The following is a 12199-nucleotide window of genomic DNA, read 5'->3' as shown; positions in this document are numbered from 1 at the left end:
GTTCTTCACCTCCCCGCAGGAGTACGCGGCACGCTACCCGGCGCTGGCCGCACAGCCCGCGGCGGGTGGCAAGGCGGCCTGGGCGTTCCTGCCGCTGATCGCCTCGGACCACTCGGTCGGGGTGTGCGTGATCTCCTTCGAGCAGCCACGCCGCTTCACCGGCGAGGAACGCACGCTGCTGGTCGCGATCAGCGGTCTGGTCGCACACGCCCTGGGGCGGGCCCGCCTCTTCGACGCCGAGCACATCCGCGCCCAGGAACTGCAGCGCGGCCTGCTCCCCCGGACGCTGCCGCCGCTGCCCGCCTGCACCTCCGCGGCACGCTATCTGTCGGCCCGGCAGGGCATGGACGTGGGCGGCGACTGGTACGACATCATCCCGCTCTCCGGCGACCGGGTCGCCCTCGTCATCGGCGACGTGATGGGCCACGGACTGCCCCAGGCGGCCACCATGGGACGGCTGCGCACCGCCGTCCGCACCCTGGCGGATCTGGAGCTGCCGCCCGACGAGATCCTGGCCCACCTCAACGACGTCGTCTCCGAACTCGGCGACGACTCCTACGCCACCTGCCTGTACGGGGTGTACGACCCGACGACCGGCGTCTGCGCCTTCGGCAGCGCCGGGCATCCGCCGCCCGCCGTCGTGCGGCCCGACGGCACGGTCGAGTTCCCGGCGATGGCCCAGGATCCCCCGCTGGGCGCCGCCGACCCGCCCTTCGAGAGCGTCGAGATCGCCCTGCCGGAGGACTCCCTGCTCGTGCTGTACACCGACGGCCTGATCGAGTCCGCCAGCCGGGACATCGACGTCGGTATGGCCCATCTCGCGCGGCTGCTCGGCGAGGACGACGCGGACGACCTCGACCGGCTCTGCGAGCGGCTCACCTCGGGCCTGCTCCCGGCACAGCAGCAGTCCGCCGACGACGCGGCCCTGCTGGTGGTGCGGGTGCACCGGCTGCCGCCCGAGGCGGTCGCCGTGTGGCCGCTGGCCGCGGAGCCACAGGCAGCCGGCGAGGCACGCAAGCTGGTCCGGGCGCAGCTGTCCGAGTGGGGCCTGGACGATCTGGCGATGACGACGGAACTGCTGGTCAGCGAGCTGGTGGGCAACGTCGTTCGGCATGCCAAGGGCCCGGTCATGCTCCGTCTGCTGCGCAGCCGCACCCTGATCTGCGAGGTCTCGGACGGCAGCCTCACCACCCCCCGGATCCGCCGGGCGTCCGAGACGGACGAGGGCGGCCGGGGCCTGCAACTGGTCGCGGCCCTCTCGCAGCGGTGGGGCGCCCGCTACACCGGGACCGGCAAGTGCATCTGGACGGAACAGGCCCTGACCGGCCCCGACTCCCCCGCCGCCCTGCTGACCTTCTTCGACCAGGTGGCATGAGAGGCGGCACGCTCCGCCTCGGCGCTCAGGCCGCGGCCGCCCGTGCGCCCCGCGCGACGTCGAAGCCCGCCTCGACGATCGCGCTGCGCACCGCGTCCTCGCCGAACCGCTCCCCTCGTACGATCACCCGGCCGGCCCGCACATCGACGTCGACCTCGGTGACGCCGGGTACCGCCACCACCTCTTCGGTGACGCTCGCCGCGCAGTGGCCGCAGCTCATGCCGATGACGGTGTACTGCTTCTCGGCCATGGCAGGTACTCCTGTCGTCCGGGATCGATGTGCCCTGAGGTACGCGACCGGGACGGGTGATGTTCAACGCCCTTACGGAGAAGGCCGGTTGAGGACGGTCGTCACCCCGCGCCGCCCAGCGGCACGAACGCCAGCTCCTGCCAGCGGATCTCGTGCTGCTTGCGGTCCTGGACGGCCTCCACGAGCCGTGCGCCGTCCACGGTCAGCGTGGCCCGCCGGCCCGAGGCGCTGCGCAGCCTGCCCTGCAGGAGCCGCGAGTCGCCGAGTGCGGTGCCGTAGGCGAGCGAGATCCTCGGGCGTTCGTCCTCGTAGTCGTCGGCATCCTCGCCGAACACCTCCACGACGGCGTCCCTGGCCTGGTGCCGCAGCTCCTGGAACTCGTCCTCGGGGGCGATGTCGAGCAGGACACCGCACCGGCCCGCCACCGCCGCGCCCACCGTCACCGTGAAGGGGCGAACCGCGCCGAGCCGTTCCCGCAACCGGCCCTCGAACAGGGCGAGTTCCGGTCCGGTCACCTCGCTCGCGGGCCGGTCGTCGACGACGGCCAGCGTCTCGTGCAGCCACTCGTCCTTGACCGGCGAGACGAACCCGAACCGGGCGAGGACCGGGCGATAGATGTCGGTCACCGGTTTGATCTCGGGGAGTCGCGGGACGAAGTCCACCCTGAGCTTGGTCCACCCGTCGGGCCAGAGCCTCGCCCCCCTGAGATACCGGTCCATGAAACTCCCTCTCATCCAGCCGAATCGACGCCTTTCGTACCGCCCACCCGGTGCCGCGATCGGCCCAGGCCCGGGTACGGCTCACGGCAGTCTGCCGCACCCGGGGCTTCGGTGGGTAACCGCCGCAGTACCGGGAGTCGTCATCGAATGCCCTCCGGTTGACCGGAAGTTGGCGCTCGGGCACGCCGAGGTAGAGCACGCTCGCGCAGGTCAGCAGGGTTTCGACAGCGGCAGCGGCTCGGGCGGAGAGGTCAGCCGTCCGCGATACGACGCGAGTTGACGTCGCGGGAGTCGCGGATCAGGCGTGTACACCCGTCGACCATGTCCGGTACCTTGACCTCCGCGATGACCGTGGTGTGCGCGGGCGTGACGTCAGCCCGGCAGCACCAGCCGTCGCATCTCGCCCGGCTGGACGGACACCGTGCGGTCCGGCAGGCGGACGTCGATCGGGTCGAGGTCGGACGGGGGCACCGTGATCTCCAGCCGCCCGTGTTCCAGGCGTAGCCGGATGCCCCAGTGGCCCTGGTAGTGGATGGCGAAGCCGTACGAGGACAGCTCCGGCAGCGGCACCGGATCGAGGCACAGCGCCCCGCCACTGGTCGCCAGTCCGGTCAGTCCGCGCTGGACGAGGTCGAGGGTGCCGGCCATGGCGCCGAGGTGGATGCCCTCGCCGGTGGTGCCGCCCTGCAGGTCGGCGATGTCGCCGCGCAGCGCCTCCTGGCAGAACATCCAGGCCTCCGCGCGCCGGGCCCGGGCCAGCACCCAGCCGTGGACCAGGCCGCTGAGGGTCGACCCGTGGCTGGTGCGCCGCAGGTAGTAGTCGACCGTGCGCCGCCAGGTGACCTGGTCCAGCCGGTGGCCCAACCGGTGGAAGATTCCTTGGAGTTCGGCGGGTGAGAAGAGGTACCCGAGCATCAGTACGTCGGCCTGCTTGGACGCCTGGTACCGGTTGACGGTGTCGCCCTCCGCCTCCAGGATCCGGTCCAGGCGCCGGATGTCGCCGTAACGCTTGCGGTAGCCGTCCCAGTCGAGTTCGGCGAGGTCGCCGTAACCCTCGAACTGGCTGATGACACCCCGGTGGAAGGGCACATGGAGGGTGCGCGACACCTCCTCCCACTGTTCCCGCTCGCCGCCGTCCAGACCGGTGCGCTCGAGGAGTTCGCGGCGGCGGGGTTCGGGCAGGGCGCGCAGCACCTCCAGGGTGCGGGTGAGCACCCATGCGGCGGTGACGTTGGTGTACGCGTTGTCGTCGAGCCCGGGCAGCTTCGCGTCGGGGTATGCGTCGTGGTACTCGTCGGGCCCGACCACGCCCCGGATGCGATACCGGCCCAGGCCCTCGTCGTACACGGCCGAGTCCGCCCAGTAGCGGGCGATCTGCAGCAGCATCTCGGCGCCCTTGGTGTGCAGGAACTCGGCGTCGCCGGTGGCCTCGCAGTACCGCCACACGTTGTACGCGATCGCCGAGCCGACATGGTGCTGGAGCCGGGAGTAGTCCGCCAGCCAGCGCCCCGAGCGCGGGTTGAGATGCAGTTCCTGGGTCTCCTCCCGCCCGTCGCTGCCGCTCTGCCACGGGTAGAGCGCGCCGCGCCGCCCGGTCGCGCGGGCGGCGGCACGGGCCTGGTCCAGGCGGCGGTGGCGGTAGCCGAGCAGGGCGCGGGAGACCTCCGGGAAGTGCAGGTTCAGATACGGCAGGACGAACAGCTCGTCCCAGAAGACGTGCCCCCGGTACGCCTCGCCGTGCAGTCCCCGGGCCGGCACGCCCACGTCCAGGTCGGCGGTGTGCGGCGAGAGGGTCTGCAGGACGTGGAAGAGGTGCAGCCGGAGAATGCGGCCCGCGGCTCCGGGGACGTCGATCTCGGCCCGCCGCCACAGCTGGTCCCAGGCCGTGCGGTGGGCCTTCAGCAGATCGTCGAAGCCGGAGGCCGCGTCCACCCGGTCGACGGCGGCGTCCAGGGGGTCGCTGATCGCGGGGTCGCGGGAGGTGTGCAGGGCGACGGTCTTGTCCACGGTGACGGTACGGCCGGGGGTCAGATCGAGGTGGATCCGCTGGACGGCTCGGTTGACCTCCAGCCGCTCGGTCACCGGGACCTCGGTGGTCAGGCGGGCCGCCATGCCGATCCGGATGTCGGAGGTGCGGGTCCGGCAGCGCAGCCACACCCTGTCGGGTGCGGAACTCCCGGTGTGCACGTGGGTCAGATGGTGACCGTCCAGATCGCGGTAGCGCGCGATCCCGTCGTTGGTGACGCCCCCGTCGAGCGCCGCCTCGACATCGAGGGCGCCCGCGAAGCCCTCGGCGGTGAACTCGGTGCGCAGGACCGCCAGATGAGGGTCGGCCATGCCCACGAACCGCTGCTGCCGTACGAACAGGGCCTTGCCCTCCGCCAGCGCGTACCGTGTCCGGCGCTCCAGCATCCCCGAGTCGAGGTGCAGCACCTGCCCGTGGTCCAGGACCGTCGCTGTGTCGGGCGTGAGCCACCGTCCGCCAGGGCGGCGGAAGCGCAGCGCCAGCCAGTTCGGCAGGTTGACCATGTCCTCGTTCTCGACGCTGTGTCCCGCCACGTCCGAGGTGAGCCGGTTGTAGCAGCCGGCCGCATACGTGCCGGGGTAGTGCACCTCGTCGGCGACGCACTCCGGGAACGCGCCACGGGTGGCGAAGTATCCGTTGCCGAGCGTGCACAGCGACTCCCTGAGCCGTTCGTCCGCTGGTTCGTAGCCGTCGTACTCCCAGGTCCAGGACGTCGCTGCCGTCACCGCGGTGCTCCTTCCACGAGCAGTTCTGCCAGATCTCGTACGACGATGTCGGCGCCGTGCCGCAGCAGTCTGGCGCCGGTGTCCGCACCGGCGGCCCGGTCCACGCCGACGACGAGTGCGAACGCACCCCGACGCCCCGCTTCCACCCCTGCCAGCGCGTCCTCCACGACGGCGGCGTGCCCGGCGGGGACGCCGAGCCGGCGGGCCGCCTCCAGGAAGAGGTCGGGCTCGGGTTTGCCGGCGAGCCCCAGCCGGGCCGCCTCACCGCCGTCCACCAGGGCGTCGAAGAGGTCCCGGACTCCGGCCCGGGTGAGCAGCTCACCCGCGTGCCGGGACGCCGAGGCCGCCGCCACGGGTACCCCGGCCTCGCGCAGGGCACGCACCAGCCGGACCGTCCCGGGATAGGCGTCGACGCCGTGGGTGCGCAGCCGCTCGGTGAAGAGGCGCTCCTTGTCCGCGGCGACGGCCCGTACGGTCCCGTCGGATGTGTCGAGGCCGCGGGAGGAGAGGAAGGCGGCGGCACCGTCGAGCCGGGACTTGCCGTCCACGTGCCGCAGGTAGTCGTCCCGGGGATCGAAGGGGCGCCGCTGGTCCGGGTCCTCGGGCGGGTGCTGGCGCAGGTAGGTGTCGAAGGCGGTCCGCCAGGCCGCGGCGTGCACCCGGGCCGAGTCGGTGATCACTCCGTCGGTGTCGAAGACGACGGCCCGCACCTCCCGCAGTGCGGGTGCGAGCGCGAGGCGGGTCGGGTCGGTCATGGCGGCTCCTGAGGCGGTGGCTCCCCTGCCGGTCCGGACATGCCCCCCGAAACCAGTGTGCGGTGCTGCGCAATGGGCACACGGTGAACATGGTCGGCGACATGGGCGACGACATCACGGCGCGCAGGCGCGGGACGAGCGGGCACCGGCTGGTGCCGCACACGGCTGACGTGCGCGTCGAGGCCTGGGGGGAGAGTCGCGAGCGCTGTCTGGTGGAGGCCGTCACGGGCATGGTGGAGGGCTTCGCGGACGTCTCCGGGACCCGGGCGACCGGCGTGGCCCGGCTGCGGCTGGCCGAGGGCGCCCCGGAGGATCTGCTGACCACGTTGCTCGACGAGGTCGTCTTCCGGCTGGAGGTGCACGGGGAGGTGCCGGTCGACGTGGAGGCGGAGGCGTACGAGGAAGGGCTCGATGTGCGGATGGCGGTCGCCGACCTCGGCGTGGTGGAGGTCATCGGCGCCGCGCCGAAGGGCATCGCATGGGAGAACCTGCGCATCGAGCCCGGTCCGTACGGCTGGTCCTGCGCGGTGACCATCGACGTGTGAGCACATCCGGCTCATCCCTTCACCACACCCAGCGGCACGAGCCTGGCCACGGTCCGGCACAGTCCCGCCGTCTCGCTCGCGGCGACCACCGCGCCGACGTCCTTGTAGGCCTCCGGGGTCTCCTCGGCCAGCCCGCGCATCGACTTGGGCCGGACAGCGATACCGGCCGACTCCAGCCGGGCGCGCAGTTCCCTGCCCGTCACGGTGCGGGCGGCCCGGTTCCGGCTGAGGGTGCGGCCCGCGCCGTGGCAGGTGGAGTGGAAGGCGTCGCCGCCTGGCACCCCGGCCAGCACGTAGGAGGCCGTGCCCATGGTGCCGGGGATGAGCACCGGCTGGCCGAACTCCCGTAGCTCCTCGGGCAGTTCGGGGTGGCCGGGCGGGAAGGCGCGGGTGGCGCCCTTGCGGTGCACGCACAGCAGGCGCCGGGCGCCGTCCACCTCGTGCGTCTCCATCTTGGCGAGGTTGTGGGACACGTCGTACACCAGCGACAGCTGGACGCCGGTGACGCGGCGGAAGACCCCGCGGGCCGCGTCGGACAGCAACTGGCGGTTGGCGCGGCCGTAGTTGGCGGCGGCGGCCATCGCGCCCAGGTAGGCCTGTCCCTCGGGCGAGTCGACCGGGGTGCAGGCCAGCTGGCGGTCGGGGACGGTGATGCCGTAACGGGTCATGGCCCGGTCCATCGCCCGGACGTGGTCGGTGCAGATCTGGTGGCCGAGGCCGCGTGAACCGCAGTGGATCATCACGCACACCTGGCCGGGGGCGAGCCCGAAAGCGGCGGCGACCGGTTCGTCGTACACCTCGGCGATCTCCTGGACCTCCAGGAAGTGGTTGGCGGAGCCGAGGCTGCCGACCTGGCCGAGGCCCCGTTCCCGGGCCCGCTCGCTGACCTGCGTCGCGTCGGCGTCGGCGACCGCCCCGCCGTCCTCGCAGCGGGTGAGGTCGCGCTCCTCGCCGTGGCCCTGCTCGACGGCGTACCGGGAGCCGCCCCGCAGGATCCGCTCCAGCTCCGCCTGCCCGCTGAGCCGCCACACCCCGCCGGGCCCGGCGCCGCGCGGTATCCGCCGGTCCAGGCCGTCCATGACCGCGGGCAGCGCCCTGCGCAGTTCCCGCCCGTCGCAGTCGGCCGCCAGCAGCCGCACCCCGCAGGAGATGTCGAAGCCGACCCCGCCGGGCGAGACCACGCCGCCCTCGTCCACGGCGGTCGCGGCGACGCCGCCGATGGGGAAGCCGTAGCCCCAGTGGATGTCCGGCATGGCGTACGAGGCGCCGACGATGCCGGGCAGCGTGGCCACGTTGGCGACCTGCTCCAGCGACTGCTCGGCGTCGCTCAGCAGGTCACGGGAGGCGAACACGACGCCGGGCACGCGCATCCCGTCGTGCGGGTCCATGCGGAATCGGCAGGGGCCTTCCTCGACCAGGTCCATCGCTCCGCCTCCGTGACGCGAGGGTCTACGACGTGGGTACGACGGCCACGGGACAGTCCGCGTGGTGCAGCACGGCATGCACGACCGAGCCCAGCCGCAGCCCGAGCCGGCCCTCGACCGGGTGGCGCGGGAGCACCAGCAGCCCGGCCTTGGCCGATGCCTCCACCAGGACGCCGGCGGGCGAACCGGTGATCAGCTCCCGGTCGACGCGCAGCTGCGGATACGCGGCGGCGGGGCGTGCGGCGTGCTTCAGGAGCTGGGCGTGGGCGTGCTGCTCGTCGTCCAGGGTGCTGACCTGGGGGACCATGAGGCCCGCCCTCGCCAGCGGCGACCAGGCGTGCACCAGACGTACCGCGGCCCCGCGCAGATCGGCCTCGGTGAGGGCGAACCGTACGGCGTCCTCGTCCCGCTCGTCGCGGACGCCGGCCACGATGTCCTCGCGCCCGGCCTTCTCGGTGTGACCTCGGGCGACGACGACTGGCCGACCGGCGTGGGCGGCCACCTTCAGGCTCACGGATCCCAGCAGCAGTCCGGCGAAGCCGCCCCGCCCGCGGGTGCCGAGCACGATCAGGCCGGCGTCGGTGTCCTCGGCCGCGGTCAGGACCGCCTCGGCGGGTTCCTCGTGCCCGAGGACGGTGTCGATGCGCAGCCCGGGGTGGGCGGTCGTGAGCCGGGTCCGCGCGTCGTGCAGCAGATCGGCGCCCGCGCCGCGGACCCGGTCGTCGGCGTCTCCCACCGCGTGCACGACCTGGAGTGCCGTTCCGCGCAACGCCGCCTCCCGAGCCGCCCAGTCCGCGGCGAGCCAGGCCTGCGGTGTGTCGTCGACGCCGACCAGGACGGGGCCGGTCGCTTCCGTCACTCGCCTCTCCTTACTTCCTCAGCCGGGCAGGGTGTGGGAGCTGTGCAGCGCGTCGAGGACCTCGTCGTCGGTGAGCTGGTCGAAGTTCTCGTACCAGAGGCCGACGGCCATGAACTGCTCCGGCCGGTGCAGGCAGATCACCTCGTCGGCCTCCTCGCGCAGCAGCTCGACCGCCTCCGGCGAGCAGACCGGCACGGCCAGGACGACCTGCTCGGGCGCCTCACGGCGGACCCTGCGCAGTGCGGCGCGCGCTGTCGCGCCGGTGGCCAGACCGTCGTCGACGACGATCACGGTGCGGCCCCGCAGGTCCACCGGGGGACGGCCGCGCCGGTAACGCCGTTCGCGACGCCCTACCTCCTCCCGCTCCCGATCGACGGTCTCGGCGAGGGCGGCCTCGCTCAGGCCCAGCCGGTCGAGGGCCCGTTCGTCGAAGAGCGGCGGGTCGTCGCCGGCGATCGCGCCGACGCCCAGCTCCTCCTGGAACGGCGCCCCGATCTTGCGGACCACGAGGACGTCCAGCGGGGCGTCCAGCGCGTGTGCGACCTCGCGGGCGACCGCGGCACCACCGCGGGGCAGCGCGAGTACGACAGCGTGCGGGAGAGCCCCCTTCTCCTGCAGGGTGCGCAGCCGCTCGGCCAGTTCCCGCCCGGCCTGCTTGCGGTCACGGAACTGCATGGCTGCTCCTTCCGTTGCCTCCGTTCGCGGCTGCCGGGTACCCGGCCCTCCGGTCGCCCACACGGCGTGTCACCGCTGCCGTGCGCCCAGCCGTTCCACACACCACTCCCGGGCCAGGCCGGCGACCTGCTCCAGCGCGCCCGGCTCCTCGAACAGGTGGGTGGCGCCCGGCACGACACGCAGCGTGCAGGGGGCCCGCAGTCGCCCGGCGGCGTCCTCGTTGAGCCGCAGCACCTGCTCGTCGTGCCCGCCCACGATGAGCAGCACAGGCGCGCGTACGAGGTCCAGCGCGTCGCCCGCCAGGTCGGGCCGTCCGCCGCGCGAGACCACGGTCAGGACCCGGTCCGGCCGGTCCGCCGCAGCCATCAGGGCGGCAGCCGCACCGGTGCTGGCCCCGAACAGGACGACGGGCAGTCCCTGGACCTCGGGTTCCGTGTCGAGCCAGTCGATCGCGGCGTCCAGACGGCGCCCGAGCAGCGGAATGTCGAAGCGGTGCTCGGCGGTCAGCGCGTCCTGCCGGTCCTCCGCCTCGGTCAGCAGGTCCATCAGCAGCGTGCCCAGGGCAGCGGTGCGGAGTTCGGCGGCGACCTGCCGGTTGCGCGGGCTGTGCCGGGAGCTGCCGCTGCCGTGCGCGAACAGGACGACGCCATGGGCGGGCGCCGGGACGTCGAAGTCGCCGGGGAGCTCGACACCGTCGGCGGGCACCAGAACGGTCTGCGAGATCATCGGGCCGGCCTTCCTGAGTCCGTAGCACTCCTGACCTGGCCCGGGTATCCGTCGCGCGGAGATCCACACGTCCCCTGATATGTCCTGCCACCTCCGGGGTACTCCGGGCCACATGACCGGCATCGAACTCAAGAGCAGCGCATTCACCGACCACGCCCCCGTCCCCCGCCGGTACGCGCTGGAGGGCGAGAACGTCTCCCCGCCCCTGGCCTGGTCCGGCGTACCGGACGACGCGGCCGAGCTGGTCCTGATGTGCGAGGACCCCGACGCCCCGTCGGGGAACTTCGTGCACTGGATCGTCGTGGGCGTCGACCCCCACAGCGACGGCGTGAGCGAGGGGCAGAGCCCGCCCGGCGGCACCGAACTCGTCAACGGCTACGGCCGTCCCGGCTGGGGCGGACCCCACCCGCCGCCCGGGGACGAGTCGCATCACTACGTCTTCCACGTCTACGCCCTCGCCGAGCCCTGCGTCCTCCCGGACGCCCCGCGCGCCGACGACGTACGGCAGGCCGTCGAGAAACAGGAAATCGCCGACGGGACCCTCATCGGGCTGTACCGGCGCTGAGCGCTCCGCGGGCCGTGCCGATACGCGGCTCCGCCGCGCAGGCGAGGTCGTGCGACGGGCGCTGCCCGGTGGTCAGGAACGCCGTCACCGTGCTGTTCGCGCACGTGTTGGGTCCGAACGGGTAGACACCGTGCCCGCCCTGGTCGGCCGTCACCAGCGTGGCCCGCTGCCCGAACGCCCGCCGCAGCTTCTGGGCGCCGGCCAGCGGCGTCCCCGGGTCGCGCTCGTTCTGCACCATGAGCACGTTCGACGGGCCCCGGTCACCGATGCGCACCGGCGGCTCGACCCGCTCGTCCGGCCAGAACGCGCACGCTCCGATGCCGGCCGTGGACCCGGCCAGCATCGGGTACTTCAGCCGGTCGACCGCGACGTTGCGCTGATACTCCCGGACCGTCTGCGGCCAGCGCGTATCGCCGCATATCACATAGAAACGCGCGGACATGAGGTTCTCCATGTTCGGCAGCGGCGGAATGGGCGGTAGCGGCCGGTCCGTGTCGAGCGCCTGCCAGAACTCGGCCAGCTGGGGCATGAGCGCATCAGCGTAGAGACGCTCGAACGTGAACCCGCGGAACGCGGTTCCGTCGATGCCCTGGACCGGCTTCGCGTCCAACCGCTCCGCGAGATCGAAGAACTTCGCGCCCACCTGCTCCGGTGTGGTGCCCAGGCCGTACTCGGGGTGCGCGGCCGCGAACGCCGCGAAGTCCGGGAACCGGTCCTCCAGTCCACGGGCGAACAACCGCATGGCCGTGACGTCGTAACCGCCGGGGCCCAGGTTGCTGTCGAGCACGACCCGGTCGCCGCGCTTCGGGAACATCGTCGTGTACACCGCACCGAGGTAGGTGCCGTAGGAGTGACCGAGGTACGAGAGCTTCGGCTCGCCCAGCGCCGCCCGGATCCGGTCCATGTCGCGCGCGGTGTTCGCGGTGGTGGTGTGCGGCAGCATCCACGCCGTCCGCGAAGTGGCGCACTGCTCGGCGATGGTCCGCGCGTTCCCCGCCTCCCGCGCGACATCGGCCGCGGTGTGCGCGTACGGCGGGAAGTTGCCGCGTGCCTGCTGTTCCGGCGTCAGACCGCAGGTCACCGGCGTGCTGCGTCCGACGCCACGCGGGTCGAAGCCGATCACGTCGTAGGAGTCCAGCACCTTCTGCGGCAGCCCCGAGCCGGCGAGAACGGCCGGGTAGTCGAGTCCCGTGCCGCCGGGGCCGCCCGGATTGGTCAGCAGCACGCCGCGGCGCTTCGAGAGTTCCTTGCTCGCCAGCCGGGAGATCGCGATCTCGATCTGCCGGCCGTCCGGATCCCGGTAGTCCAGCGGGACTTCGAGCGTCGAGCATTCGAGACGGGGTGAGGCCACCTGCTCCGGGCACGGGCCCCACCGCACGGTGTCCGACGTCGCCGCCACCGACACTCCCGGCATCGTGGTCGCCGCCGCCACCGCGGTGGCGGCGAGGGCGAGGGACAAGGGTCGGCGCATCTGATGTCCTCCTGAGGGGGGTATGGGGCGCACGGGATCGCCGGAACTGGCGTGCTGGGACGGCCCCGCCGCGGATCACCGCTT

At 72.8% G+C, this 12199-nt stretch carries 12 protein-coding genes; 3 read left to right on the top strand and 9 right to left on the bottom strand.

Translation table 11 applies throughout. From position 1 onward, the window contains the following. Positions 1 to 1375: SpoIIE family protein phosphatase (locus ACTWQO_RS38795; protein ID WP_443242077.1), on the top strand; the 1375-nt coding region annotated here is incomplete at its 5' end. Positions 1376 to 1400: 25 nt separating this feature from the next. Here ACTWQO_RS38795 and ACTWQO_RS38790 read toward each other — a convergent pair. From ACTWQO_RS38790 to ACTWQO_RS38775, 4 genes are all read right to left on the bottom strand, one after another. Continuing rightward, the gene (locus tag ACTWQO_RS38790) at positions 1401 to 1625 is read right to left on the bottom strand and encodes a heavy-metal-associated domain-containing protein (RefSeq protein WP_443242076.1); all 225 of its coding nucleotides are present in this window, start codon (positions 1623 to 1625) and stop codon (positions 1401 to 1403) included. 101 nt (positions 1626 to 1726) lie between these two features. After that, positions 1727 to 2344: a 2'-5' RNA ligase family protein gene (locus tag ACTWQO_RS38785; RefSeq protein WP_362950763.1), complete on the bottom strand. Its 618-nt coding sequence runs from the start codon at positions 2342 to 2344 to the stop codon at positions 1727 to 1729. A gap of 372 nt (positions 2345 to 2716) precedes the next feature. After that, positions 2717 to 5095 carry a glycoside hydrolase family 65 protein gene (locus ACTWQO_RS38780; protein ID WP_443242075.1) on the bottom strand — a complete coding sequence of 793 codons (2379 nt, stop codon included), beginning with the start codon at positions 5093 to 5095 and terminating at the stop codon, positions 2717 to 2719. After that, entirely contained in the window at positions 5092 to 5850 is a 759-nt protein-coding gene (locus ACTWQO_RS38775) for an HAD family hydrolase (RefSeq protein WP_443242074.1), read from the bottom strand. The genes ACTWQO_RS38780 and ACTWQO_RS38775 overlap by 4 nt, the downstream gene beginning before the upstream one ends. 89 nt (positions 5851 to 5939) lie before the next feature. Here ACTWQO_RS38775 and ACTWQO_RS38770 point away from each other — a divergent pair, with 89 nt between their 5' ends. After that, positions 5940 to 6395, top strand: coding sequence for an archease (locus tag ACTWQO_RS38770; protein WP_443242082.1), 456 nt, complete (start codon positions 5940 to 5942; stop codon positions 6393 to 6395). Positions 6396 to 6406: 11 nt separating this feature from the next. Here the strand turns inward: ACTWQO_RS38770 and ACTWQO_RS38765 are convergent, their stop codons facing one another. The 4 genes from ACTWQO_RS38765 to ACTWQO_RS38750 all read right to left on the bottom strand — a co-directional run bounded on the left by ACTWQO_RS38765 (position 6407) and on the right by ACTWQO_RS38750 (position 10079). After that, entirely contained in the window at positions 6407 to 7819 is a 1413-nt protein-coding gene (locus ACTWQO_RS38765; RefSeq protein WP_443242073.1) for an RtcB family protein, read from the bottom strand. Between the two features lie 25 nt (positions 7820 to 7844). Continuing rightward, positions 7845 to 8678 (bottom strand): universal stress protein, encoded by an 834-nt coding sequence (locus tag ACTWQO_RS38760; RefSeq protein ID WP_443242072.1) that lies wholly within the window; start codon positions 8676 to 8678, stop codon positions 7845 to 7847. 18 nt (positions 8679 to 8696) lie between these two features. Continuing rightward, complete coding sequence (locus ACTWQO_RS38755) at positions 8697 to 9353, bottom strand: phosphoribosyltransferase (protein ID WP_443242071.1); 657 nt, start codon at positions 9351 to 9353, stop codon at positions 8697 to 8699. A gap of 69 nt (positions 9354 to 9422) precedes the next feature. Further along, positions 9423 to 10079 (bottom strand): dienelactone hydrolase family protein, encoded by a 657-nt coding sequence (locus tag ACTWQO_RS38750; protein ID WP_443242070.1) that lies wholly within the window; start codon positions 10077 to 10079, stop codon positions 9423 to 9425. Between the two features lie 112 nt (positions 10080 to 10191). On the opposite strand from ACTWQO_RS38750, the gene ACTWQO_RS38745 reads away from it, so the two are divergent. Next, a complete protein-coding gene (locus tag ACTWQO_RS38745; protein WP_443242069.1) occupies positions 10192 to 10644 on the top strand; it encodes a YbhB/YbcL family Raf kinase inhibitor-like protein in 453 nt (150 codons plus the stop codon). Here ACTWQO_RS38745 and ACTWQO_RS38740 read toward each other — a convergent pair. Further along, on the bottom strand, positions 10622 to 12115 hold the full coding sequence (locus ACTWQO_RS38740; protein ID WP_443242068.1) for an alpha/beta hydrolase: 1494 nt from the start codon (positions 12113 to 12115) through the stop codon (positions 10622 to 10624). The genes ACTWQO_RS38745 and ACTWQO_RS38740 overlap by 23 nt on opposite strands. Positions 12116 to 12199 lie beyond the last annotated feature (84 nt).

The sequence above is a fragment of the Streptomyces sp. 4N124 genome (assembly GCF_052245395.1).
Lineage (GTDB): Bacteria > Actinomycetota > Actinomycetes > Streptomycetales > Streptomycetaceae > Streptomyces.
Note: the sequence above shows the minus strand (reverse complement) of the source record. Positions and strands in the feature narration are given on the sequence as shown.